At 72.4% G+C, this 24,970-nt stretch carries 22 protein-coding genes; 13 read left to right on the top strand and 9 right to left on the bottom strand.

Annotated elements, in window-relative coordinates; genetic code table 11:
* The first annotated feature begins 136 nt into the window (after nucleotides 1-136).
* Nucleotides 137-658 (top strand): putative immunity protein, encoded by a 522-nt coding sequence (locus KUF83_RS19990; RefSeq protein ID WP_217456098.1) that lies wholly within the window; start codon nucleotides 137-139, stop codon nucleotides 656-658.
* A gap of 91 nt (nucleotides 659-749) precedes the next feature.
* Here the strand turns inward: KUF83_RS19990 and KUF83_RS19985 are convergent, their stop codons facing one another.
* A complete protein-coding gene (locus KUF83_RS19985; protein ID WP_217456097.1) occupies nucleotides 750-1,517 on the bottom strand; it encodes a L,D-transpeptidase family protein in 768 nt (255 codons plus the stop codon).
* 334 nt (nucleotides 1,518-1,851) lie between these two features.
* On the opposite strand from KUF83_RS19985, the gene KUF83_RS19980 reads away from it, so the two are divergent.
* On the top strand, nucleotides 1,852-2,292 hold the full coding sequence (locus KUF83_RS19980; RefSeq protein WP_217456096.1) for a PPOX class F420-dependent oxidoreductase: 441 nt from the start codon (nucleotides 1,852-1,854) through the stop codon (nucleotides 2,290-2,292).
* Nucleotides 2,293-2,553: 261 nt separating this feature from the next.
* On the top strand, nucleotides 2,554-3,720 hold the full coding sequence (locus KUF83_RS19975; protein WP_217456095.1) for a S1 family peptidase: 1,167 nt from the start codon (nucleotides 2,554-2,556) through the stop codon (nucleotides 3,718-3,720).
* Nucleotides 3,721-3,898: 178 nt separating this feature from the next.
* Here the strand turns inward: KUF83_RS19975 and KUF83_RS19970 are convergent, their stop codons facing one another.
* Complete coding sequence (locus tag KUF83_RS19970) at nucleotides 3,899-4,726, bottom strand: DUF1206 domain-containing protein (protein WP_217456094.1); 828 nt, start codon at nucleotides 4,724-4,726, stop codon at nucleotides 3,899-3,901.
* A 177-nt stretch (nucleotides 4,727-4,903) separates the two neighbouring features.
* Here KUF83_RS19970 and KUF83_RS19965 point away from each other — a divergent pair, with 177 nt between their 5' ends.
* The 5 genes from KUF83_RS19965 (at nucleotide 4,904) to KUF83_RS19945 (ending at nucleotide 11,977) form a co-directional block, all read left to right on the top strand.
* Nucleotides 4,904-6,580, top strand: a complete 1,677-nt coding sequence (locus KUF83_RS19965; RefSeq protein WP_217456093.1) for an FAD-dependent oxidoreductase — start codon at nucleotides 4,904-4,906, stop codon at nucleotides 6,578-6,580.
* On the top strand, nucleotides 6,577-8,025 hold the full coding sequence (locus KUF83_RS19960) for an ATP-binding protein (RefSeq protein ID WP_217456092.1): 1,449 nt from the start codon (nucleotides 6,577-6,579) through the stop codon (nucleotides 8,023-8,025). Before KUF83_RS19965 ends, KUF83_RS19960 begins: the two co-directional genes overlap by 4 nt.
* Nucleotides 8,022-8,372: a UBP-type zinc finger domain-containing protein gene (locus tag KUF83_RS19955; RefSeq protein ID WP_217456091.1), complete on the top strand. Its 351-nt coding sequence runs from the start codon at nucleotides 8,022-8,024 to the stop codon at nucleotides 8,370-8,372. Before KUF83_RS19960 ends, KUF83_RS19955 begins: the two co-directional genes overlap by 4 nt.
* A 74-nt stretch (nucleotides 8,373-8,446) precedes the next feature.
* The gene (locus KUF83_RS19950; RefSeq protein ID WP_217456090.1) at nucleotides 8,447-11,449 is read left to right on the top strand and encodes a helix-turn-helix transcriptional regulator; all 3,003 of its coding nucleotides are present in this window, start codon (nucleotides 8,447-8,449) and stop codon (nucleotides 11,447-11,449) included.
* 171 nt (nucleotides 11,450-11,620) lie between these two features.
* Nucleotides 11,621-11,977, top strand: a complete 357-nt coding sequence (locus KUF83_RS19945) for a hypothetical protein (RefSeq protein WP_217456089.1) — start codon at nucleotides 11,621-11,623, stop codon at nucleotides 11,975-11,977.
* A gap of 94 nt (nucleotides 11,978-12,071) precedes the next feature.
* Here the strand turns inward: KUF83_RS19945 and KUF83_RS42815 are convergent, their stop codons facing one another.
* Nucleotides 12,072-12,851, bottom strand: coding sequence for a DUF6624 domain-containing protein (locus tag KUF83_RS42815; RefSeq protein WP_308403066.1), 780 nt, complete (start codon nucleotides 12,849-12,851; stop codon nucleotides 12,072-12,074).
* Complete coding sequence (locus KUF83_RS19935) at nucleotides 12,848-13,408, bottom strand: ATP-binding protein (protein ID WP_217456088.1); 561 nt, start codon at nucleotides 13,406-13,408, stop codon at nucleotides 12,848-12,850. Before KUF83_RS19935 ends, KUF83_RS42815 begins: the two co-directional genes overlap by 4 nt.
* A 155-nt stretch (nucleotides 13,409-13,563) precedes the next feature.
* Between KUF83_RS19935 and KUF83_RS19930 the strand changes: the two genes are divergently transcribed.
* Nucleotides 13,564-14,388, top strand: coding sequence for an SDR family NAD(P)-dependent oxidoreductase (locus tag KUF83_RS19930; protein WP_217456473.1), 825 nt, complete (start codon nucleotides 13,564-13,566; stop codon nucleotides 14,386-14,388).
* 35 nt (nucleotides 14,389-14,423) lie between these two features.
* Here the strand turns inward: KUF83_RS19930 and KUF83_RS19925 are convergent, their stop codons facing one another.
* The gene (locus KUF83_RS19925) at nucleotides 14,424-15,836 is read right to left on the bottom strand and encodes a hypothetical protein (RefSeq protein WP_217456087.1); all 1,413 of its coding nucleotides are present in this window, start codon (nucleotides 15,834-15,836) and stop codon (nucleotides 14,424-14,426) included.
* A 291-nt stretch (nucleotides 15,837-16,127) separates the two neighbouring features.
* Between KUF83_RS19925 and KUF83_RS19920 the strand changes: the two genes are divergently transcribed.
* The 4 genes from KUF83_RS19920 (at nucleotide 16,128) to KUF83_RS19905 (ending at nucleotide 18,745) form a co-directional block, all read left to right on the top strand.
* Nucleotides 16,128-16,949, top strand: coding sequence for a helix-turn-helix transcriptional regulator (locus KUF83_RS19920; RefSeq protein WP_217456472.1), 822 nt, complete (start codon nucleotides 16,128-16,130; stop codon nucleotides 16,947-16,949).
* A 3-nt stretch (nucleotides 16,950-16,952) separates the two neighbouring features.
* Nucleotides 16,953-17,198 (top strand): DUF397 domain-containing protein, encoded by a 246-nt coding sequence (locus KUF83_RS19915; protein WP_217456086.1) that lies wholly within the window; start codon nucleotides 16,953-16,955, stop codon nucleotides 17,196-17,198.
* A gap of 186 nt (nucleotides 17,199-17,384) precedes the next feature.
* A complete protein-coding gene (locus KUF83_RS19910) occupies nucleotides 17,385-17,903 on the top strand; it encodes a hypothetical protein (RefSeq protein WP_217456085.1) in 519 nt (172 codons plus the stop codon).
* Between the two features lie 32 nt (nucleotides 17,904-17,935).
* Entirely contained in the window at nucleotides 17,936-18,745 is an 810-nt protein-coding gene (locus KUF83_RS19905) for an SAM-dependent methyltransferase (RefSeq protein ID WP_217456084.1), read from the top strand.
* 34 nt (nucleotides 18,746-18,779) lie between these two features.
* Here KUF83_RS19905 and KUF83_RS19900 read toward each other — a convergent pair whose 3' ends face one another.
* The 4 genes from KUF83_RS19900 to KUF83_RS19885 form a co-directional block, all read right to left on the bottom strand.
* Nucleotides 18,780-20,177 (bottom strand): FAD-binding oxidoreductase, encoded by a 1,398-nt coding sequence (locus tag KUF83_RS19900; RefSeq protein ID WP_217456083.1) that lies wholly within the window; start codon nucleotides 20,175-20,177, stop codon nucleotides 18,780-18,782.
* A gap of 115 nt (nucleotides 20,178-20,292) precedes the next feature.
* The gene (locus KUF83_RS19895; RefSeq protein ID WP_217456082.1) at nucleotides 20,293-22,893 is read right to left on the bottom strand and encodes a LuxR family transcriptional regulator; all 2,601 of its coding nucleotides are present in this window, start codon (nucleotides 22,891-22,893) and stop codon (nucleotides 20,293-20,295) included.
* A gap of 292 nt (nucleotides 22,894-23,185) precedes the next feature.
* Nucleotides 23,186-23,884: a peptidoglycan-binding protein gene (locus KUF83_RS19890; protein ID WP_217456081.1), complete on the bottom strand. Its 699-nt coding sequence runs from the start codon at nucleotides 23,882-23,884 to the stop codon at nucleotides 23,186-23,188.
* Nucleotides 23,885-24,097: 213 nt separating this feature from the next.
* Nucleotides 24,098-24,844: a cyclopropane-fatty-acyl-phospholipid synthase family protein gene (locus KUF83_RS19885; RefSeq protein WP_217456080.1), complete on the bottom strand. Its 747-nt coding sequence runs from the start codon at nucleotides 24,842-24,844 to the stop codon at nucleotides 24,098-24,100.
* Between the last annotated feature and the right edge of the window lie 126 nt (nucleotides 24,845-24,970).

Genomic DNA, 24,970 nt, shown 5'->3' with positions numbered 1-24,970 from the left:
CCTGGTGAACCATGGGTGAGGGGCTTCCCACGCCCTGACACCTTCCTCACAACCGGCTGGTAGGGACACGGTCGGCGGGTGGTCGCAGGCGCGGCCGGCGGCGGCGGGGAGGTGTCCCGACGGGCATGATGAGCCGGTGGACAAGGTGAACATAAGTGATGAGGACCGTCGGCTGCTCGGGCTCTGGGCCGCCGACCGGGTCGAGCCGGTGCTCCCGTTGTTCGAAGCGAAGGCTCCCGCCGACACCCGTCCCCGTGAGGCGATCGAGGGCATCCGGGCGTTCGTGCGCGAGGGGAGGCGGACGGCCCGGCTGCGGTCTCTCGGCTGGGCGGCCCACGCGGCGGCCCGCGAGGTCGGCGACCCGGCTGCCACGGCGGCCGCCCGCGCCGCGTGCTACGCGGCGGCAACTCCCTACATCCACCCCCTGGCCACCCCTCACCAGTCGAAGCACGCCCTGGCTCCCGCGGTGTACGGGGCGCTCGCCCGTGAGCTGGCGGCGGGGGACGACGCCGGGGTCGGCGACGAGGAGATCCGACGGGCGATCGAGCACGCCCCGCCCGAGGTTCGCGAGCTCGTGCGGCGGATGCCGGCCCGCAGCCCCGGCCGCAGTCGGCTGGACACGCTCTACCACCAGCTCGACGAGGCTCTTCGCAGTTGAGCGATGAGGGGCACCCGGAGGGCGGTCGCGTCTCGTCCGGTATCCGCCCCGCCCGGCGCCCCCGGTCCTCCTCGGGCCGGTTCGGTGCCGCTCAGCGTCCGAGGGCGGCCGCGTCACCCATGACGACCACCGGTCGGCGGTCCGGGTCCAGGGCGCGCAGCAGGGCCTTCATGTGGTTCTTCCGCAGACTGACACAGCCTTGCGTGGGGCCGTCGTGGTCGACGTGGAGCCATATGCCGCCACCCCGGCCCGCCCCGAGGGGCCGTGTCCAGTCCAGGGGTGTGGTGCCGGGCGCGCGGTTGTAGTTGATGGCTATGACGTAGTCGAACGAGCCGGCCAGCGGCTCGCCCTCGAAGCCCGTGCCGCCGATGGAGAAGCCGCCGGAGCGGTCGTACGGGAGGCGGGTGCCCGGGTCGGGGAGGAGTCCGCCCGCGTCCGTGAGCGCGTACACGCCGACGGGTGAGCGGAGATCACCGGCCCGGTGGTGGCCGGTCCAGCCCTTGAGGGCGTTGTGCGCGGGCCAACTGGGCCCGGCCCGCCAGCCGGACGCCGTGCGCTCGTACAACACCGCCGTCGACAGGGGGGAGTTCCGGCCCTGGCCGGTCACCACGAGTGCCTGGCTGGTCTTCGACGGCACCTGGGCGATCGTCCTGGGGCCGAGGCCCGGCAGGTGCCGCGGTGCCACGTCCGGGGAGACCCGGGGCGCGGGGGCAGGTCTGTCCGCGCCCGCCGTCGTCGCCATCACGCCCGGTTCACGGTCCGGCGTCGCCGCCGCTCCCCCGCCGCAGCCGGCGAGGAGAAGGGTGGCCGCGAGAACGGCGACGGGACGGCGGGCGGCACCGCGCAAGCTTGTGGTCATGTGTCGACCCTGACGGACACATATGAGGAACTCGTCAGGCCGCCACGACCAATGATCCTGCCCACTCGGACGGCTTGGTGGACTTCGGACTTGGGTGACTTGGGGGACTTGGGCGACCGGCAGGGTCTTTCGCCTCCAACAATCGGTTCCTGCACCGCTTCTTGAAGGCGGGCCCCGGGAACTCCACGGCATCAAGGGCGTGATGGAGCACGTGGCGCGACGGTTCCGGTCGCCGCGCCACCACTTCCCGCAGTACCCCTGCGCGCACGCGTTACGCATGAACTCGCCGGGCCGGGCCGGAATGCCCGCTGCTGTCACGGGCGTTGAGCAGCGCATGACGCATGACACCAGCCAGGACGCACTGCTCGCGCTTCTCTCCGAGTACGACGGCGGGGTGCTGACCACGCTCCGGCGCGACGGGCGCCCGCAGTTGTCCAATGTCAACCACGCGTACTACCCGGATGAACACATCGTGCGCGTCTCGCTCACCGACGGACGCGCCAAGACCCGTAATCTGCGCCGGGATCCGCGTGTTTCCTACCATGTGACCAGCGCGGACAGGTCCGCCTACACCGTCGCCGACGGCGTCGCCGACCTCTCGCCGGTGGCCCGCGACCCGCGCGACGAGACCGTGGAGGAGCTGATCCGGCTCTACCGGGACGTGCAGGGCGAACACCCCGACTGGGACGACTACCGGGCCGCCATGATCCGCGACAGCCGTCTCGTCCTGCGGCTCCGTGTGGAGCGCGCGTACGGCATCCCCCTCGCCCGGTGATCCGACGAGGACACCTGTCCCCCACTTCTTCCGATACTTTTTCAGGTCACCCAAGTCTCCGGTAGAACCAGTGAGTTGGCCTCATTGGCCTCACGGGAGGGGTGTCGCCGGGCGGCCGGGCCGATGTCTCCGACAACGGCTGTTTTTGGTATGTACCTGACCGGTATCCCTCGCTAGGCTTTGCCCCGCCATTCCATGAGAGCGCTCTCACAGTTCAGCTGTTCCGCCCCCACCATGCTGGAACAACGAAGGGCTATCGCCTTGAGACGCACTACATCCATGCGCACCGGCCTGGCCGCACTCCTCCTGGTCGGCGCCTGGGCAACCGCCGTCGCCGCACCCGCCTCGGCCGCCGACGCCCCCGACACCCCCCGCACCTCCGACGCCCCGGCCTCCGCCGGCCTCATCGACGCCATGCGACGGGACCTCGGCCTGACACAGTCCGAGGCCAGGACGCGCCTCGCCGCGGAGAAGGCGGCGACAGCGGCCGAGCCGAAGGTCCGGCGCGCGGCCGGAGCCGCGTACGGAGGCTCCTGGTTCGACGCCGACAGCGGGAAACTGACCGTCGCCCTCACGGCCGTCGCGTCCGCCGCCACCCTCGACTCCGTGCGCGGAGCCGGGGCGAGAGTCACCACCGTCCGGCACAGCGCCCGGCAGCTCGACGCCGCCAAGGCGCGTATCGACAAACTGGCCGCACCGAAGGGAGTCAGCAACTGGTACGTCGACGCCGAGTCGAGCTCGGTCGTCGTGGCCGTCGTCGCCGCGAAGCGGGTTGACAACGATGTCCGCACCTTCCTGTCGAAGGCCCGCGCGGCAGGTCCGGTCACCGTCGAGGAGACCGCCGCGGCGCCCGAGACCTTCGCCGCCGGGACCGTCGGCGGCGACCCCTTCTACACCGGGAACGTCCGCTGTTCCATCGGCTTCTCGGTGCACGGCGGTTTCGTCACCGCCGGGCACTGCGGCGGGGCGGGGCAGGGCGTCAGCGGCTGGGACCGCTCCTACATCGGCAACATCCAGGGCTCCTCGTTCCCGGGCAACGACTACGCCTGGGTCAACGTCGGAAGCGGCTGGTGGACCGTGCCGGTCGTGCTCGGCTGGGGCACCATCTCCGACCGGCTCGTCCGCGGGTCCGCCGAGGCGCCTGTCGGTTCCTCCATCTGCCGGTCGGGATCGACCACCCACTGGCACTGCGGCACGGTGCTCGCCAAGAACGAGACCGTCAACTACAGCCAGGGCGCCGTCCACCAGATGACCAAGACCAGCGTCTGCGCGCAGCCGGGCGACTCCGGTGGTTCCTTCATCAGCGGCGACCAGGCGCAGGGCGTCACCTCCGGCGGCTGGGGCAACTGCTCCACCGGCGGCGAGACCTGGTACCAGCCGGTCAACGAGATCCTCAACCGGTACGGGCTCACCCTGCACACGGCCTGACATCCGCGCCAGGATCGGACGGGCTCCGCCACCGACAGGTGGCGGAGCCCGCATCCTCCGACACGGGAAACCGTGCCCGCCGGGCCGCCCGGATGGCCGAGACGAATCGAGGGGCGCCCCGGGACCGATCGGTCCCGGGGCGCCCCTCACGCCGTGCCCGCCGTGTTCGCCGTGTCCGTCAGACCTTGCGCCACTTGGCCATGGCGAACGAGAACACCCCGAACAGCATCAGGCCGATCGCGATGGCGACCAGCAGCCACGGCCCCGCCGGGGTCTCGGTGAACGAGCGCAGGGTGTCGTCCATGCCCTTCGCCTTGTCCGGTTCGTAGTCCATGGCGGCCCGGACCGCGAAGCCTCCGGCGACGGCGAACACCAGGCCACGGGCCACACCGCCACCGACACCCGTCACGTCGACCGTCTGACGCACCCGGTGCGACATCTCCCCGAGCCTCATGTGCTTGTGGTACTTCCGGCGGATGGCCTGTACCGCCATCCAGATGCCCGCGCACAGGACACCCACGCCCGCAGCTCCCACGAGCCACTGCCCGGCGGGCAGGTCCATGGCCTTGGCCGTCGCGTCCCGGGACTTGCCGTCACTCGAACCGCTCCCGCCGGAACCCGCGGCGAAGGAGAGCACGGTGTAGGCGACGAAGCCGTAGAAGACGGCCCGTGCGGCCGACGCCAGCCTCTTCTTCCACTTGTGCCCATCAGGGCCCGCCGCACCGAAGACCGCCTCGGACAGCCGCCAGAGCGCCATGCCGACCAGTCCGATGCCCAGAGCCCAGAGCAGGAACCCCCCGAAGGGCTTCTGGGCGACCTCCTCCAGCGCGCCCCCCTGGTCCGCCTGCTTCCCGCTGTCGCCGAAGGCGATCTGCAGCGCCAGCATGCCCACCAGCAGGTAGATGACACCGCGCGCGGTGAATCCCGCCCGGGCCGCGCCCTCGATAGCCGGAGCAGCCTTGTTCTTCCCCACCCGGCTGCCTCGCGTCAACGTTCTTGCTTCCATCGTTTGCCTCCCGACTTCCAGGTGCCCCGGCTCGGCATTACGACACCCGACGGCTGCGACCAGGCGATACCTCCCTGTTCCGGAGCGCGGAGGGGCGATCGAACATACGATGGGCCGCATGGGGGCGGCGCCGCGCGGGGCCGCTCCGGGACGTGGACCTCTCGGGGTGGGAGACGCATGGCACAGGGCACCGACGCAGCACGGACCGTCATCCTGACCGTGGACGACGACCCCGGAGTCTCGCGTGCCGTGGCCCGTGACCTCCGGCGTCGCTACGGCGAGGCGTACCGGATCGTGCGCGCGGAGTCCGGGGAGAGTGCTCTCGACGCCCTGCGCGAGCTGAAGCTGCGCGGTGACCTCGTCGCGGTGATCCTCGCGGACTACCGCATGCCGCAGATGAACGGGATCGAGTTCCTGGAACAGGCCCTGGACGTGTATCCGGGCGCCCGCCGGGTGCTGCTGACCGCGTACGCGGACACGAACGCGGCGATCGACGCGATCAACGTGGTCGACCTCGACCACTACCTCCTCAAGCCCTGGGACCCGCCGGAGGAGAAGCTCTACCCCGTCCTGGACGACCTGCTCGCCGCCTGGCGGACCTCCGACCACCGGGCCGTCCCGATCACGAAGGTCGTCGGTCACCGCTGGTCCGCGCGCTCGTCGGACGTGCGGGAGTTCCTGGCCCGCAACCAGGTGCCGTACCGCTGGTACTCCTCGGACGAGCCGGAGGGCGCCCGGTTGCTGGCCTGCGCGGGACAGGACGGGGAGCGGCTGCCCCTCGTGGTCACCGCGGACGGGGCGGTCCTCGTCGAGCCCGGCGACCCGGAGCTGGCCGCCCAGGTGGGGCTGGCCACGACGCCGACCGCCGAGTTCTACGACCTCGTCGTCATCGGCGGTGGACCGGCCGGGCTCGGCGCGGCGGTGTACGGCGCCTCGGAGGGGCTGCGGACCGTACTGGTGGAGCGTTCGGCGACCGGCGGGCAGGCAGGTCAGAGCTCACGCATCGAGAACTACCTGGGCTTCCCGGACGGTGTGTCCGGTGGGCAGCTCACCGACCGGGCGCGGCGCCAGGCCGCCAAGTTCGGCGCCGAGATCCTGACGGCGCGCGAGGTGACCGGCCTGGAGGTCACCGGCGCCTCGCGCACCGTGCGGTTCTCCGACGGTTCGGCGATCGCCGCGCACAGCGTGATCCTGGCGACGGGTGTGTCGTACCGGCAGCTGGAAGCGCCCGGCACCGCGGACCTGACCGGGTGCGGGGTCTTCTACGGGTCGGCCCTGACCGAGGCCGCCGCCTGCCAGGGACACGACGTGTACATCGTCGGCGGTGCGAACTCCGCCGGGCAGGCCGCCATGCACCTGGCCAAGGGCGCGAAGTCGGTCACCCTGCTGGTGCGCGGCTCCTCCCTTGCCGCGTCGATGTCCCACTACCTGATCGAGCAGATCGCGGACGCGCCGAACATCTCGGTGCGCACCGGGACGGTCGTGGACTCGGTGCACGGCGCCGGCCACCTGGAACAGCTCACCCTGCGCGATCTGGCGAGCGGGCACACCGAACTCGTCGACGCGCAGTGGCTGTTCGTGTTCATCGGGGCGGCCCCGCTCACCGACTGGCTGGACGGCACGGTCCTCAGGGACGAGCGCGGGTTCATCGTCGCCGGCCCCGACCTGGCCGTGGGCGGACAGCAGCCGCCCGGCTGGGAGCTGGACCGGCCGCCGTACCACCTGGAGACCAGTGTGCCCGGGGTGTTCGTGGCGGGTGACGCGCGTGCCGAGTCCGCCAAGCGTGTCGCCTCCGCCGTCGGAGAGGGAGCCATGGCCGTGATGCTCGTACACCGGTATCTGGAGCAGTCGTGAGCGGGCAGCCGATGCCGTGCGACGTCGGCGAGCTCAGCACGCTGTTCCTGTTCGAGAAGCTGGACGCGGAGCAGCTGGGACGGCTGTGCAGCGAGGGCCGGGTGGAGAGGTTCGAGCCCGGTTACGTCTACCAGGAGGGGGAGCCCGCCACGTGCTTCTTCGTTCTCCTGGAAGGCACGCTCGTGATGTCGCGCCGGGTCGGCAGCGACGACGTGGAGATCAGCCGTACCTCCCAGCGCGGGGTGTACGCGGGCGCCATGCAGGCCTACCTGGCCGCGCCGGACGAGGCGCGCTACAAGGGCTCCCTGCGGGTCACCGAGCCGTCGCGGTTCTTCGTCCTGCCCGCCGAGACGTTCTCCGCGGTCCTGCGGGAGTGGTTCCCCATGGCCGTGCACCTGCTGGAGGGGCTCTTCTTCGGCAGCCAGAACACCCAGCGGACCATCGGCCAGCGTGAGCGGCTCCTGGCGCTCGGCTCGCTCTCCGCCGGGCTGACGCACGAGCTCAACAACCCGGCCGCAGCGGCCGTCCGGGCCACGTCCGCGCTGCGGGACCGGGTGGCCGGCATGCGGCACAAGCTCGGCATGATCGCGTCGGGCCCGTATGCGCGCGACGCCCTGGAGACGCTCGTCGAGATCCAGGAACGCACCGCGGAGCAGGTCGCCAAGGCCACGCCGCTGAGCCCGCTGGAGGCCTCCGACCGGGAGGACGCGCTCGCCGACTGGTTCGACGACCACGGCATCGCGGGCGGCTGGCAGCTCGCGCCGACGTTCGTACAGGCCGGGCTGGACACCGCCTGGCTGGACCAGGTCGCGGCGGCCGTCGAGGAGCAGACCCTCGAAGGGGCCGTGCGCTGGCTGAACTACACGGTCGAGACCGAACTCCTGATGAACGAGATCGAGGACTCCACCACCCGCATCTCGCACCTCGTGGACGCGGCCAAGCAGTACTCCCAGCTCGACCGGGCGCCCTACCAGGTCGCCGACGTGCACGAACTGCTGGACAGCACCGTGATGATGCTCGCCGGGAAGATCGGCTCGGGCGTCAGGATCGTCAAGGACTACGACCGCGCGCTGCCCAGGATCCCCGCCTACCCGGGTGAGTTGAACCAGGTGTGGACCAACCTCATCGACAACGCCGTGTCGGCGATGGGCGGCGAGGGTGTCCTGACCGTGCGCACCGCACTCGAACGGGAGCAGTTCCTCGTCGAGTTCCGCGACACCGGGCCCGGTGTGCCCGAGGAGATCCGCGGCCGGATCTTCGACCCGTTCTTCACCACGAAGCCCGTGGGTGAGGGCACCGGGCTCGGTCTGGACATCTCCTGGCGGATCGTCGTGAACAAACACCACGGGCATCTGGAGGTGCACTCCGTGCCCGGTGACACCCGTTTCCAGGTATTCCTCCCGCTCACCGCGGCGGAGTCCGACCCTGCTCAGGAGGCGCCATGACCACCCCGGACGGAATCGACCCGAGTGTCCCGCCGAGCGGCGCCGGGTGCGTCGAATGCGACGCCGCGGGCGGCTGGTGGTTCCATCTGCGGCGCTGCGCCCAGTGCGGTCACGTGGGGTGCTGCGACGACTCCCCCGCCAAGCACGCCACCGCCCATCACCGGAGCACGGGCCATCCCCTCATCCGCAGCTACGAACCGGGCGAGGCCTGGTTCTGGAACTTCGAGACGTCCGAGCTGTACGAGTCCGGTCCGGACCTCGCCCCGCCGCTCAGCCACCCGGCGGACCAGCCCACGCCCGGGCCCGCGGGACGGGTGCCTGCGGACTGGGCACGGACCCTGCGCTGACCTGGTCCCCTTTGCCCGGCCCTCCGCCGGCCGCGGGCCGGAGGGCCGTCGGCGGGACGTGCCAGGATGGATCCGTGCCGACCACCGCATTCACCACGCCGTTCATCGGGCGTGCAGACGAACTCGCCCGCCTGACCCTCGTTCTGGACCGGGCCCGGGCCGGCGAGGCGCGGGCCGTACTGATCGCGGGAGACGCGGGAGTCGGCAAGACCCGGGTGCTGGCCGAGGCCGCGGGGCACGCCGCGCAGGCAGGCACGACCGTCGTCACGGGCCACTGCGTCGACCTGGGTGACGTGGGTCTGCCGTATCTGCCGTTCACCGAGATCCTGGGCCGGCTCGCCGGGGACGAGCGGTTCGCCGGGGCACTGGCCGCGCATCCCGTGGTCGACCGCCTCCTCGGCGACGGCGGTCACGGCGCGCGGGACGCGGACGGGCGCCCTCAGCTGTTCGAGGGCATGGCCGCACTGCTGGCCGAACTGGCCGAGGTCGCACCGCTGTTGCTGGTCCTGGAGGACCTGCACTGGGCGGACCAGTCCTCCCGCGACCTGCTGCGATTCCTGCTCAGCAGGGGGATACTGCAGAACCGCCGCGCACGACTGCAGGCGGACGGCGTGGCCCCCGGCGCGGGCGGCGCGCGGGGGCAGCGCCTCGCCGTCTTCGCGTCGTACCGCGCCGACGACCTGCACCGCAGACACCCGTTGCGGCCCCTGCTCGCCGAGTTGGTGCGCCTGTCCGTCGTGGAGCGGCTCGAACTGCGTCCGCTGCCCGACGGCGAGGTGGCCCGGCTCGTCCGTTCCCAGCGGGCGACGCCCATGCCCGACGCCACGGTCCGCCGCATCGTCGAACGGGCCGAGGGCAACGCGTTCTACGCGGAGGAGTTGCTCGCCGCCGCGTCGGAGACCATGTCCGGGTCCGCGTCCGCCGTACCCAGCGGGCTGGCGGACGTGCTGCTCATCCGTTTCGAGCAACTGCCGCCGACCGCCCAGCAGGTGCTGCGTACCGCGGCCGTCGCCGGGCGCCGTGTCGAGCACGACCTGCTGCGCGACACCGTTCAACTGCCCGAGGAGGAACTGGAGTCGGCTCTGCGCGAGGCGGTCGGGCGGCAGCTCCTCGTCCCCGACCAGGACGACACCTACTCCTTCCGGCACGCCCTGATCCGCGAGGCGGTATACGCGGATCTGCTGCCGGGTGAACGGGTGCGCCTGCACAGGGCGTTCGCCCACGTTCTGGCCGGGCGGGGCCGGTCCGACGAGAGCGCGGCGGAGCGCGCCCACCACTCGCGCGAGAGCCACGACCTGCCCGACGCACTGGCGGCCTCACTGGAGGCCGCCGACCATGCCGGGCGGGTGCGCGCGCCCGCCGAGGAACTGCGTCATCTGGAAGCCGCCCTCGATCTGTGGTCGGCGGTGCCGCCCTCGGCACGGCCCGAGGGCTTCGACACGGTCACGCTGACACTGCGCGCCTCCGCGGCGGCCGCGCACGCCGGTGAGACACACCGGGCGGTCTCGCTGACGCGCTCGGCGCTCGCCCGGGTGGGCTCGGACGAGGACTCCGAACTGGCCGCCCGGGTCCGCTACACGCTCGCCGGCAACCTCATGCGGATCGACAGCCTCGCCGCCGCGTTCACGTACAGCAGCGAGGCTCTCGCGATGATCCCCGCCGACCCGCCGTCGCGCACCTGGGTCTGGGCGGCGTCCACCCATGTCATGGCGGCGCGGTACGTGGGGGACGACGAGACCGCCCGCAGCGTGGCGAACCGGGCCCTGCGGATCGCGGAGGAACTCGGCGTTCTGGACGCCCAGGCCGATCTGATGATCTCCCTCGTCGGTCTCGAAGGAGCGGGCCGGAGCCTTCCGGAGGGGCGGGCCCGGTTGCGGGAGGCCCGCGAGCTGGCCCGGCGCGCGGGGAACACGTCCATCGAGATGCGCGCGCTGTTCAACCTCTCCATCGGCTCGTACGAGTCCAGTGACCTGGACGAATGCCTGGCCTGGCTCTCCGACGGGCTGGAGCGCGCGGACCACGCCGGGCTGCTCTCCTCGGTCTATCCGGTGGAGATGCGCTATCTGCGTTCCCTGGTGCTGTACTCCCTGGGCCAGTGGGACGAGTGCGTCCGCTCCGCGGAGTGCGACGCCGAGGAGCTGCCGACAGCGGGCAGGTACGCGATCGGACCGGCGCTGTCGGTGGCGCTGGCGCGTGGTGACCAGGATGCGGCCGAGCGGGCCCGGGCCCTCCTCGACGGGCCGTTCGACTGGATGGCCGCACTCGTCATGGGGATCCTCCTGACCGACGCGGCGGTACTGCGACGCGACGCCGAGGCGGCCGTGGAGCAGTTCGACACGACGGTGACCGCCCTGCTCGACGAGTCCGGTACGACACCCGACGTGGTGGTGCGGCTCGCGGCGCTCGCCCTGACCGCCGTCTCGGACGCGGCCGTCACCTGCCGCCTGGCCGGTGACGAGGAGGGCACCCGGCGCTGGGTGCGGGCGGGCAAGAACCTGGTGGAGCCGGCCCGGGCCACGGCGGCCGAGAGCGAGGACGGTTCGCCGCAGGGGCCCGAGGGCCGGGCGTGGCTGGCGCGCGCCGAGGCCGAGTGGGCGCGGACCCTCGCCGAGCCGGACATCGAGGCGTGGGAGAAGGCCGTCGCGGCGTACGGCTACGGGGACGTCTATGAGCAGGCCCGCTGCCGGGTGCGGCTCGCCGAGAGCCTGGTGGCGTCGGGGCGGCGCGAGGAGGCCGCCGAGCACACGCGGGCGGCGCACGCGACGGCGGTCCGGCTGGGCGCCGGGCCGTTGCGCGACGACGTGGAGCGGCTGGTCCGCCGGGCCCGCCTCGCGGAGACCGCCCCCGCCGACGGCCGGGCCCCCGCGCTGACCGCCCGGGAGAACGACGTCCTGCTGCTCCTCGCGCGTGGCCGCACCAACCGGCAGATCGGCGAGGAACTGTTCATCAGCGGCAAGACCGCGAGCGTGCACGTGTCCAACATCCTCGCGAAGCTGGGCGCCGCGAGCCGTACGGAGGCGGTGGCCATCGCGTACCGCGAGGGGCTGGTGCAGGCGGAACCGTCCGCCTCCGGGTGAGCGCCGGCCGGATCGGCGCGGCCCGCGGCTGCGGGGTCAGCGGCTGCGGGGTCCGGCGGATGGCGGTGTCATGGAGGAAAGGCGCACGCAGGGCCGAGCCGTCGTTTGTGTCCGGGGCTACCGGTTACACGAGCGGGTGGCCCGCATCCGTACAAGCAAAGGTGGCTGTTCATGACGTCCGGCACGCATCTCGCTCTGACGCTCACTCTCACCGGCGGCACGGCCGCCGACGCGCGGGCTGTCGTCCACACGCTCGAACCCGTCTTCGGGTCGGCGGACGCCATGCCCGGCGACGGCGACGCCACGGTCTACACGGCGTCCTTCGACAACGGCGCGCCGGCCGGCGGTGCCCAGGCACCGGCCGACGAGGCGTCCGGGCTCTCCACGTCCGTGACCGTCACCCTGCAGGGCAGCCCGGAGGCGGTGCGACGGGCCGACGAGACGCTGTCCTCCGCCTTCACCGTTCACGAGGAGGGGGTGGCTGCGGGCGACCAGGAGCAGGAGCGGGAGCTGCGACTGGAGCCGTAGCCCGCCGGTCGGACCCACCTCGGTGAGCGGCGACGCCGCCTCACTCTTCGAGCCCAACATTCCCGACCAACCCGACGAGCCCGGCGTGGCGTGCTCACCCGCCGAGGCGCAGGGTCCGCATCTGCTCGTCCAGGGGTGCCAGCCCGACATCCCGGCGTCGCTCGTCGAGGGTCTGGGGCTGACGGACCGGATACGGGTGCAGCGTCGCGGGGTCAACACGGGTGCCGTAGAACTGCGGCTGACCCTGTTCGACGGCGCAGTGATCGGCGATGTACGCGTGATGCGGCGCCGGGCAGCGCCCGTCCGCCGCGGCCTGGGCGATGAGGTCCCGGCACGCGAGCTGGAAGTCGAGGTCCGGGGCGTGCAGCAGGATCATCAGCGCCGCCGTCGAGGCGGGTGCGCCGACGAGGTCGGCGGTCGGCCAGGCGTGGCGTCGGACGATCGTCCTGAGCGCCTCGGCGTTGTCCTCGCGGCACTCGGCGATACGGCGGCGCGTGGCCGGTGTGGGGCTGCGGTGCGCTTCTCTCATCGCCCGCCTGTCCTCCTCCACCCGGCGCACCAGTTCACGGGCGAGGGCGCTCGCGAGCGCCGGAAGCACGGTCGGGTGCCCCTCTCGTATCTCGTCGTGCGCGAGCCCGGCACGGTCCTCTTCGGGCACGCGTCCCCTGTGGGTCTCCCCCGCTCCGGTGCGGGTCTCCCCCGCGTCGCCCGGCCGGCGGCCCACCTGCCCGTCGCGCTGCTCCCGTCCGCCGCGCTCCGCGTCGCCGGCGCGTGCCGCGTCGGTGTTGCGGCCCTCGTCGACGGGCGTACGTGCGGTATGTCCGTCACGCGTCGTGGCACGGGCGAGGTGGCCCGAGACGGCGGGGCCGGTCATGACACCTCCCGGATGTGCAACGAGAACCACACCCGTTTCCCGCTCTCGCCGGGCTCGGGCGGGGCTACACCCCAGTCGTCGGTGAGCGCGGCCACGATGGCGAGCCCGCGTCCGGACTCCTCGGCGGTGTCCGCCGTGCGGTGGTGCGGCAGGCCGGTCGAGCGGTCGGCAATCGTGACGCGCACTTCGTGGGCGGTGCACTCGACGGTGACCGTGACCGTGTCACCGGGGCCCGGGCTGCCGTGTCGGACGGCGTTGGCGAACAGCTCGTCCGTGGCCAGGACGGCGTTGTCCAGCTGGTCGGCGGGCAGCCGCAGGTGCGCCAGTTGCGCGGCGACCGTGCGGCGCACGCCGGAGGCGCGGGCCGGCTGAGCCGCCACCACTGTGCGAAGGACCCGTGGCGGACTCACCACGACGGGAACGGCCGGTGTCGCGGGCGGGGCGGCCACGGCCTGGGTGCTCTCACCGGCCCACGCCAGAGCGGTGGGCGTGTCGCGGTCCGCGCCGTGCGTCAGTGAGGGCGATTGCCGGCGGTGGTGCGCACGAAATGCCGTCATCGTGCCTCCTTCGTGTGCAGCACGGGTGGGGGGACGGTCGCGGTGGCTGCTCCTGCAGCCAACCGTCCGGGCGGGTGGAACGGCCAGGGGGTGAGGGGGTTGTCCGGTTGCAGCCGCGTAGTGGGATGGCATGTATGTTCGATCGCGTGAGCAACATGAGCGAGAGCCGGACCGTCGGCGACGGGCAGGGCGCCCGCGGGTGGTCCGGCATGAGCGGCAGACGCGTGCTGGTCACCGGCGGTACGCGCGGACTCGGCGAGCAGATCGTGCGGCTGCTGGCGGCCGAGGGCGCCCGGGTGGCGACGTGCGCTCGCACGGTGGGCGACCTGGACGCGCTGAGAGGTTCGCTGGCCGCCGCGGACTCCGGGCTGCTGTTCACGCAGGCCCTGGACGTCACCGAACCCGAGCGGCTGGAGGAGTTCGTCGCCGCGTCGGCGAGCCGCTTCGGCGGCCTGGACGGGATAGTCGCCTCCGCGGGCGGCTCGCGCGGACGGAACCTCGAACAGGCGGACGCCGAGGACTGGGCCGCGACCTGGGAACTCAACGTGGGGCACACCGCACGGCTGGTGCGGGCCGCGGTCCCGTACCTGCGGAGCGCCGGTGGCGGCTCGGTCGTGGTCATCTCGTCGATCTCCGGCTGGAAGCCGGGACCGAACGCGCAGTACGGAAGCGCCAAGTCCGCCCAGATCCACCTGGCCGCCTCGCTCGCCCGCGAACTCGGTCCGGACGGGATCCGGGTGAACGCGGTCTCGCCGGGGTCGATGCTCATTCCGGGCCGCCGCTGGGACCGGATGCGCGCGGAGGAGCCCGAAGCCTTCGCCGCCTTCAGCGAGGCGGAACTGCCCGGCGGGGAGCCGGTCGCGCCGCACGAGGTGGCGCGCGTGGTGGCGTTCCTGCTGTCCGACTGGTCGAGCGGGATCTCCGGAGCGAACCTGCCCGTGGACCGCGCCCAGAACGCGCCCTCTCCCGAGGGCTACTGAGCCGGCGCGGGGGCCGCTTCCACCTGGACCGGTCGTCATGCCACGACCCCCAGCACCGGGCGGGACCTGCGCTCGAACTCCTGGACGAGCGGCTCGTGGCGGCTGGGCGCCAGCCTCCCGCGGAAGTCGCGCAGGGCCTGGATGGAACGCTCGCTGTGCACCGAGGCGAGAGTGCCCAGCGCCTCGGTCGCCGTACCGACGGCCTCGTCGAGCCGGTTCTGCTGCAGATGCGCGGTCGCCAGCACGGAACGGCTGATGGCCTGGCGCCTGCGCCGGTCCGCGTTGGCGAGCACGGACTCCTCGGCCGTGCGCTCCGCCTGCGCGGCCAGGCCGAGGTCCCGGAAGCACAGGGCGGACTCGGCCTGGAGGTAGTGGTGGTCGAGGAAGCGGACCCAGACGGACTCCTGCGCCGCTCCCCGGCTCGCGTCCAGCTGCTGATCCGCCAGGCGAAGGGCCTCGGTCGTCTCACCTGTGCGGCCCTGCGCGGCGTGGCCGCGTGCCGACATGGCGTACAGCCGCATCAGGCCGAGCGGACTGCCCGAGTCCCTGGCCGTGGCGATGCCGACCCTGGCCAGCGCCACCCCTTCGTCCGGGCGGCCGAGGTTGGTGGCCAGATGGGAGAGGCCGGCCAGGATCTGCCCGCCCAGGACGCGGTCACCGCCACCCGCGCAGAGCCTCAGCGCCTGGGTCATGTAGCGCTGCGCCAGTCCGTACTCCCCCGCGTCGTACGAACTCCAGCCCGCCATCGCGGCGAGGCGGGCCGCGGCGGCGTACAGCAGGCGCTGCTGGTGCGGGGGCGTGCCGCGGCGCTGCAGCAGGGGGACGACCTCGGTGCACAGGTAGTGCACGATGCTGGTGCGCACGCCCCCGCCGCCGAAGTGGTTGTCCATCTGGTCGAACATGCCGATCATGGCGTGGACCTGCTCGACCGGCCCGCCGTCGGCCACCGGGGCGGGGCGGGGTGTCCCGGGGTTCTCGACCAGCCAGAGCAGCCACTCGCGCTGAGGGTTCGTCAGGGCGGCCGCGACGAAGGGGACCGTGCCGAGGAGGCTGCGGCGGGAGACGTCCGTGGAGCCGAGTTCGGCCAGTGTGTGCAAGGTGTCCGCCAGGTCCTCGCGGTAGACGAGCGCCCTGCCCGCGACCGGCCGCTGCGGCTCGGGCAGGAAGCCGAGGTCCGTGGGCGAGACGGGCCGCCCCAGCCGCTCGGACAGCACGGCGGCGAGCAACTCCGGGGTGTTTCCCCGTGGTTGCTGACCGTTCAGCCAGCGGGTGACCGACGCCTTGTCGTAGCTCGATTCGGCGCCCTGCCTGCGCCCCAGTTCGTTGACGCGCAGGGCGAGGGCCGCGTAGGAGCAACCGGCGTCCCTGAGGGCGGCAGCCAGCGCCTTGTTGGCCCCGGCGGGACCCTTGCCGGGGCTCCTCGGTTGTCCGTCACTCACGGTGGCCATCCAGGTCTCGCATCAAGGTGCTGCGGGGTCGCCCGGTCTGCCGGGCCGTCAAATCCGATGCTGCGGCGCACCGTTGTGCGCCGTCGCCGCCGGACTGTGGGGCAGGTCACTCGATCACTATGATGGCGGACACACTCAACTCGCAACAAGCGTTCTGATAATTTCAGAACGATCCGCATCGCTCTGTCTCTGTCAGCCACGGCGTGGCACACTGCTCGCTGTGACGGCCGTTCCGGGAGGTAGGACGTGAGCGACAACCGCTCGGGCGGCAGCGCGCCGACCGTCCTGCGGATGGTCCTCGGAAAGCGGCTCCGGCATCTGCGGGAACAGGCCGGAATCTCTTTCGAGGCCGCCGCGCGGGCCATCGAGGTCACTCCTTTGACGGTCCGCCGGATAGAGAAGGCCGAGGTCGGCCTCCGCATCCCCTACGTGAGGGAGTTGCTGCACACCTACGGAGTTCCCGCGTCGGAGGTCGACGACTTCCTCTCGATGGCCAGGGAGGCCAACCAGCCCGGCTGGTGGTACTCGTACCGCGACGTACTGCCCGAGTGGTTCAGCGCGTACGTGAGCCTGGAGAGCGAAGCCAGCGTCATCCGTCTCTACGAACCCCACTACGTGCCGGGCCTGTTGCAGACGCACGACTACGCGGCGGCGCTCATGCACATCGGTTTTCCCAACGAGACCAAGGAGGACGTCGACCGCCGTGTCGCGCTGCGGCTGAAGCGTCAGGACCTGCTCGCCAAACCCGACGCACCGGCCGTCTGGGCCATCCTGGACGAGACGGTGCTGCGCCGCCCGGTGGGCGGGGCCGAGGTCATGCGGGCCCAGATCGACCGCCTGAACGAGGTCCTGGACATGCCGAAGGTCCGGATCCAGATCCTGCGCTTCTCGGTGGGCGCGCACCCCGGCGCGTTCGGCCCGTTCCACTACTTCCGCTTCGGCTTCTCCGAACTTCCCGACGTCGTCTACACCGAGAGCCTCGTCGGCTCGGTCTACGTCGACCAGCCCTCCGACGTCGTGACGTACCTCGAAGTAATGGACCGGATGTCCGTGCAGGCGGAGCCGGTCGCTCGAACCAGGACCATCCTGGGTGAACTGCGTAAGGAGTTGTGAGCCATGAGTTCCATGGACCCCATCCACAGCGGCATGCCCGCCCGCGAGCTGGGAACCGAGGGCTGGCAGAAGCCCTGGAGCGGCACCAACGGCGGTAGTTGCGTCGAGGCCAAGCGGCTGCCCGACGGCAGCGTCGCCTTCCGGCAGTCCAAGGATCCCGACGGCCCGGCGCTGGTCTACACCCGGGACGAGATGATCTCGTTCCTGCAGGGCGCGAAGTCCGGCCAGGCCGACTTCCTCGTCGCCTGACTCCCGCCCGGCCCCACGCCACGGGCTCACTCCCGGACACCGCCACCCGCCCACTTCGGGTGGCACCACCACACCCGCACAACCATCCACCACTACGGCCGCACAACCGGAAAACCCGCACGCGCCCTCCCGCCGTGCGGGTCACCCGGTCACACTGAGGAAGTCGGCCGTCCTGGAGGGAGTGGTATGCGCACACTCCACGAGGCCGTCGCCCGGTGCCGGACGCTGGTCGTCGAGGGCCCCGAGGACATCGGCCGCAACGGACTTCTCGCCGGGCTGGTCCGCGCCGGATTCATGATCAGACGCTCTCGGGGTCCTCTGCACCATGTGGACCCGACCCGCCCGTACCGCGAACTCCTCGCCGTGCCCGGCCTGCTGGCCGTGGACGGCGGCATCGTCCACGAACTCGTCTACGGGCCGCTGCGCCACGGGCGTTCCCGGGTGACCTGGATCCAGGCGCTCGACTTCGCCGAGGCCGTGGCCGAACGGGACGGCGCCCTCCTGTGCCTGACGGACTCCGGGCGCGCCGCGGACGCCGAGAGCACCGCGGCGGCCGATGCCTACGAACGCGCGTTCACCACCCTCGCCCAGCACGTCCCCGTCGTCACGGTGGACACCGGCGGCCCCGGTCCCCCCATCCGTGCGCCCGACGTCCCGTCTCTTCAACTGGGGCGATGCAAGCAGAAGTTGACGGTAGGTTTGTGACGGACCGCGTGACGCACGGCAGGAGATTCTTCATGGCAGACGGCCAGCCCACTCCCGACCAGGACGCCTTGTCCAAGATCGACACCACGGTGCCGCATTCGGCCCGCATCTGGAACTACTGGATGGGCGGGAAGGACAACTACGAGGTCGACCGGGAGGCGGGCGACGCCTACCGCCAGATCGCCCCGAACATCGAGACGATGGCCCGCGCCTCCCGCGGTTACCTCATCCGCACGGTGACGTTCGTCGCCGGCGAGCTGGGCATCCGCCAGTTCCTGGACATCGGCACGGGCCTTCCCACGTACGACAACACCCACCAGGTCGCCCAGCGTCTGGCGCCGGAGTCCCGGATCGTCTACGTGGACAACGACCCGTTGGTGCTGAGGCACGCCCAGGCGCTGCTCACCAGCACGCCCGAGGGGATCACCGACTACATCGACTCGGACCTGCGCGAGCCCGAGAGGATCATCGAGGCCGCGGCCAAGATCCTCGACTTCGACAAGCCCGTCGCGCTGATGCTGATGGGCATCCTGGGCCACATCCAGGACTACGAGGAGGCCAAGTCGATCGTCCGCCGCCTCCAGGCCGCCCTGCCGTCGGGCAGCTACTTCGTGCACTACGACAGCACCGACACCGACGCGGAGCTGAAGCGGGCGCAGGAGGGCTACGACGACACCGGTGCCGTCCCGTACGTCCTGCGCAGCCCGAGGGAGGTGTCCGCGTACTACGAGGGTCTGGAGCTGCTGGAGCCCGGCATCGTCTCCTGTCCGCTGTGGCGCCCCGAGCCGGGCACCGACCCGCAGCCGACGGACGTATACGGCGGCGTCGCCCGCAAGCCCTGACGCCCCTCGTCGGCGTCAGGGCCCGTGGGTCCGGTCAGGACCGCGCGGCCGGCTGGATGTTCTGGTTGAACCGGAACAGGTTGCCGGGGTCGTGGTCGGCCTTGATCCGGGCCAGGCGCGCGTAGTTGTCGCGGTAGCTGGCGCGGACGCGCTCCTGGCCCTCGTCCATCATCATGTTGACGTAGGCGCCACCCGCCGAGTACGGGTGCAGAGCCTCGAAGTAGTCGACGGTCCACTGCCTGATGCGGTCGGCGTTGGCCGGGTCGGGGTCCACCCCCGCGTACACGGAGGCCCAGCGCGCGTCGCGATAGCTCCAGGCGGTGTCCGTCGGCGCGTGGTCGTGGACGGCACCGTCGATCGGGTAGAGGTGCATCGTCGACTTGAGCGTCGGCAGCTCGGCACCGAACCTGGCGTGCAGGCCGACCGCGTCACCGGGGATCTCGTTGACGAAGTCGGCGCGCCAGTACCACTGGTCGCCCGGCGGGTAGAGACCGTCGAAGGCCGACTGGATCGCGGGGTGCGGCATCGGCGCCGGTCCGTGCAGCATCGGCTGCGGGAGTGCGTCGAGCAGGGGCGCCATCAGGCCGGCCGCCGCCTTGGGGTCGTCACCGGCATAGCACCACACGACACCGCAGGCCGTGCGTCCCTGGATCTCCTCGGGGAACGGCGGGGCCGGCGGGACCGCGCCGAACAAGAAGAAGGCGTTGAGGTCCCGAGGGGCGTGCGGGATGAAGTCCCGGTAGGCGGCGAGGACTTCGGCTCCGAGTTCGACCGGCCAGAACGTGGGCCCGGCGACGACCGTACTCACCTCGTGCAGCCGGAAACGGAACGAGGTGACGACTCCGAAGTTCCCTCCGCCGCCACGGATCGCCCAGTACAGGTCGGCGTTCTCGTCGGCGCTCGCGCGCACCTGCGCGCCGTCGGCCAGCACGAGGTCGGCCTCCAGCAGATTGTCGACGGTCAGCCCGCACTTGCGGGTGAGATGGCCGAGGCCACCGCCCAGGGTGAGGCCGCCGACGCCGGTGGTGGAGATGATCCCGCTCGGCGTGGCCAGTCCGTGCGCGTGGGTGGCGCGGTCCACCTCGCCCCAGACGCAGCCCGCGCCGACGCGGACCGTCCTCGCTCCGGGGTCGATCTCGATGTCCTTGAGCGGTGACAGGTCGACGACCACGCCGTCGTCGCAGACCCCCAGCCCCGCTCCGTGGTGTCCGCCGCCACGGACCGCCAGGGGCAGGTCGTGGTCACGGGCGAACCCGACGGCGTGGGTTACGTCCTCGGCACTGGTGCAGCGTGCCACCAGGGCGGGCCGTCGGTCGATCATCGCGTTGTAGACGGCGCGGACCTCGTCGTATCCGGAGTCGTCCGGGCCGGTCAACCGGCCCTTGAATCCGACGAGTTCCTGGCGGGCCGCCTGTGCGGGCGTGACGGACATGGGAATCCCCCGATCCGGGACCCTGCTCTCGGGGTCCCTCCGATGCGCCTGTTCTAGTCCGGCGGCCAGGGCTCCGGCATCCGTGCCCGCCACTCAGCTCGGCGCCCCCGCCTACCTACGTCTCGCCTCCCGGCAGCATTCCGAGCTCCGTGGCACGGGCGGCCGCCTGGCGCCGGGTGCGGGCACCGAGCTTGTCCAGTACGGCCGCGACGTGGTTGTCGACGGTACGGACCGACACGACGAGCCGCTTCGCGATCTCGGGATTGGTCAGCCCCTGGGCCAGCAGCCGCATCACCTGGAGCTGGCGCTCGGTGAGACCGGCGGGATTCTCCCGGGTCGCGGCGAGCGGGCCGCGCGGGATGTGGCGTACACCGAGGCGTCGCAGCTCGCCGCGGACCAGCCGTGCCAGGGGTTCGGCGCCGAGCGCGTCCAGCCCGGCCAGGGCGGCAAGCTTGTCCTGCGGATCCGGGCTTTCGGCGAGGGCGGCGGCATGCTCGTACGGACAACCGACCGTGTGCCACGCCTGGGCCGCCTCCCGCCAGCGGCCGGCGCTCTGGAGCGCGTACGGGTGGTCCGAACCGTCTTCGGGTACGGGGTGCCCGGCTTTGGTGAGCCAGTGGCCGAGCTCCGCCCGGTGCGGGACGACGGAAAGGCGGCGGGCCTGCTCGAAGACCTCACCGGCCAGCTCGGCCACCGCCTCCTGGTCGCCCCGGAGCCAGGCGGCCTCGGCCCGGGCGGCGGCGACCGGCCCGGTGCGCTGCAGTTCGCGGGTGCGCACGGCGATCTCCCAGGCCTCGTCGAGCAGTTCGTCGCCGCCGTTCAGGCCGCGGCGGACCCGGACCCGGGCGAGGACGGTCAGCGCGGGGCAGCGGGCGGGGACGAAGTCGTGGGCGCCGATCTCGGCGTGCCGCTCCGCGTCGTCCCAGGCGCCCGCGGCGAACTTCCGCAGCCCCATGGCGACATGGAGGTAGCTGAGGAATCCGACGTGCTCCGCCCGGTCGGCAAGCTCCATGCCGGGGCCGAGGAAGCGGTCGGCCTCGGTGTATTCAAGGCGTTCGAGCAGCGTCCAGATGAGGTTGGCGTACGAGCGGCAGGCGTGTTCGACCTCTCCGGCGGCCAGCGCGACCTTCAGGCTCTCCTCCAGCTGGGCACGGCCCAGCGGGTCGCCCGCGCGCCAGCGGGCGGTGCCGACGTTGTTGAGGGCGTGCGCGAGGATCGCCGTGTCGCCCGCGCGGCGGGCCAGGGCGATGGCGCGCTCACCGAAGTCGACCGCCTGGGCGGTGCGTTCGGAGAGCATGTGGAGCTGGGAGGTGTTGCTGAGCGCGAGGGCGAGCAGCCGGTCGTCGCCCGCGTCCTCCAGGACGGCGATGGCCTCCCGGGCGGCGCGTTGCGCCTCGTCGGCGTCGCCCGCCCACCAGTGGATGCGGGAGAGCCAGCGCAGGTCCGCGCCGAGCGCCCGGGTGTCCCCGAGGGCCCGGCGCAGTGCGACCGCCTCCCGCTCGGCGTCGACGGCGGCCGCGGAGTCGGCGATGGTGTAGCTCTCGACGGCGTACCGCTCCAGGAGGTCGGCGAGGGTGGCCGCGTCGCACCGGTCGCGCTGCCGCAGGACCAGCCGCAGGTGGGCGGCGGCTTCCCGGTGTGCGCCCGCGCCGGCCGCGTCCCGGGCGGCGTCGGGGCCGTACCGAACGATCGCCTCCTGGTCCCCGGCCTGCGCCGCGTGGTGGACGACACGTGCCGGGTCGGAGCCCGGCTGCGCGACGAGGGCGGCGAGGACCTGGCGGTTGAGCTCGATGCGCCGGGCGGCGGGCAGCGAGTCGGCGACCGCCCTGCGGATCAACTCGTGGCGGAAGCCTGCCCGTTCGGGTGTCACGGTCAGCAGCCCTCGTTGTTCGGCCACCGCCAGCTCGGCCACGCCGTCCGGCAGCAGCGCGTCGACGAGGCGGCGCTCGACCGCGGACGGCACCACGGCGAGCTGCTCCAGGGCGTCCCGGGTCCGGTCGTCCAGGTCCCGCAGCCGGGCGAGGACCGCGTCGACCACGGTCGGCGGGACACCACCGGTGCCGCCGGCGGCCACCACCTCGGCGACGAAGAACGGGTTGCCCGAGGTCGCCGCGTACACCTCCGCGGGATCGAGGCGGCTCACCGCGCTGAGCCGGCGTACGGCGCCCGGGGAGAGCCGGGACAGCGGCAGGCGGTGCACGCGCTCGGCCCGGGACACCTGGCCGAGGAGGTGGTGCAGGGGGTGGCGGCGGTCCAGCTCGTCGTCCCGGTACGTCAGGACCAGCACGGCCGGGAGGCGTTCCACCCGGTGGACCAGGAACCGCAGGGCGTCCAGCGAGGCCTCGTCGGCCCAGTGCACGTCCTCGACGACGAGGACGGCGGGGTGCGGGGCCGCGGTCAGTTCCGCCCGCAGCGCGTCGTAGACCCGGGGCCGGTCGCCGCCGGCCGTGAGCGCCCGCGCCAGTTCCGCGCCGACACCACCGATCAGATCGCGGAAGGGGCCGAGCGGCCGGCGCGTCGCCAGGTCGTCGCACTCCCCCACCAGGACACGTGACGCGGCGGGCAGCACCCCGGGCATTGCCTTGACCAGACTCGACTTGCCGATGCCCGCCTCGCCGAAGACGAGCGCGACGGAACCGGCTCCGTCCGCCGCGTCCCTCGCGGCGGCGGCCAGCCGGTCCAGCTCGTGGTCCCGTTCGAGGATCCCCCAATCCACGGCGCCATGCTGGCACACGGACGCCCTGTGCAACCCCACGGCGGCACTGCGAAAATTGTTCAACAATGCGTGAGCCGTCAAGGCTGCGGCCCTGACCGCGGGACGTGGAACGAGGGGAACGAAGGGAACGAGGGGAACGAGGGGAACGAGCGGGCGGGGCGAGAAGAAGCCCGCAGCACCCGACCCGGTCTCCGCCGCCGGACGGGAGCCCCGGACGAAGTGCGCCTCGTCGCCCGGCGGCCCCCTTGGCTCCCTCGGCTCCCCCGGCTTCGCAAGGGCGCCGGCTCGTTGGTCAGGACGCCGTGCGGGACTCGAGGTCGGTGCGGGTGTCGTTGCCGTACACGCCCGTCTCGTCGCCCCGGATGCCGTACCAGAGCTGGAAACGTGCCACCGCCGCCGTCAGCGTGGCGTCGTACACACCGCTGGCCTCGCCCTTCTCGTACACGTCGGGGATACGCAGCAGCCGTTCCTGGAGGTCGCTCACCTGTGGCCCGCTGTCGCCCTCGCGGAGGGTGCCCGCTCCGTCCGGGTCGACGCCTTGCGGTGGGGCGGGCGGGGCGGACGAAGCAGCGGGGGGCGGCGCCTCGGCGGCCTCGGTGGCGCCCCTGTCCCAGGTGAGCAGCAGGGCCGCGCCGAATCCCGCGAGCGCCACGGCCACCGCGGCTCCGGCGAGCGCGGTACGGCGGAACGCGGTGGTGCGGCCGTGCGCCGACACGCGTGCGGCCGCCCGGCCGCGTGGCACCGGCCTGCTCTCGTCCCTGACGGGCGGCAGTTCCTGGGTGTCGTCCTCCGTCGGCCTGGGCAGGGCGGAGTCTCTCCACCCCGGTACGGCGACGACTTCGTAGCCCTCGTCCGGGTCGCGCTCCCGCTCCCGCTCCTGGACCTGCCGCACCAGCTCCGACAGGGCTCCTGGCCGGCGGCGGCGCTGGACGTGGGTCGGTTCCAGCGTCGGCCGACGTGTGGGTTCTTCGGGGCCGAACGGTGTCGACAACCTGCTCTCCCTCCGGGCGGTACTGAGAAGGGATACGGGTTCTCTCGCCCGGAGGTTCAACGGCGCGTCGCCGGGCCGGGCGCCAACGGCCGCCCCGGCAGGGCGAATCGACCGCCGCGCACCGGCCCGTGCCCGGCCGTGATCGCGGCAGGCGCAACGGGCGGGTTCCGCCGGTGAGCGTGCGTGTTCACCGACGGAGCCCACCCGCACGCGTCAGCGGTTCATCAACGCGAAGACGCCCCACCCCAGATACTCGCGCTGGTAGCGGACGTGACGCGCGGGCCCGGTCGCGAGATCCTCACGCATCTCGTCGGCGAGCTCGTCGTCGGGATGGGTGTCCAGCCAGCGCCGGATGCTGAGCCACTGCGCGGCCACGTACCGGTCCCAGTCGCTCTGGTCGGCGAGGACCATCTCCACGACGTCACAGCCGAGCCGGCCGAAGTGCTCGACCAGCTCCGGGAGCGGCCGGTAGTCGTCCTCGCTGCGGGCGTGGCAGCTGTCGAGGACGGCCCGACTGTCGGGTGCGCGGCGCCAGAACGGCTCGCCGACGAGCATGATCCCGCCGGGGGCGAGACTCCTGCGGAGCAGTTCGACGGTGCCGGTCACCCCGCCGCCGATCCAGGTGGCGCCGACGCAGGCGGCGACACCGACGGGTTCGTCGGAGACGTGGCCGGTCGCGTCCGCGTGCCGGAAGGCGACCCTGTCGGCGACGCCGAGTTCCTCGGCGCGGGCGCGGGCGTTCGCCAGGAACACGGTGCTGATGTCGACGCCGGTGCCCGTCACCTGGTGGTCGCGGGCCCAGGTGCACAGCATCTCGCCGCTGCCGCAGGCGAGGTCGAGCATGTCCGTCCCGGGTGCCAGGTGCAGGGCCCGGCCCAGGGTGGCCAGCTTCTCGCTGGTGAACGGGTTGTGAATGCGGTGTCCGCTCTCGCGGACGGTGAAACTACGTGGCAGATCCACTTCTGGGATTCCTTCGGTCCGAGGGGGTCGTGAGGGCCGGAGTACGCAGCCCGTCGTACGTGGCCGCGCTCGTCAGAACCGTCATTTCCCGCACCTCGCTCGAAAAGGATCACCGAATCGGACCGG

Source organism: Streptomyces sp. BV286, assembly GCF_019090165.1.
Classification (GTDB): domain Bacteria; phylum Actinomycetota; class Actinomycetes; order Streptomycetales; family Streptomycetaceae; genus Streptomyces.
Note: the sequence above shows the minus strand (reverse complement) of the source record. Positions and strands in the feature narration are given on the sequence as shown.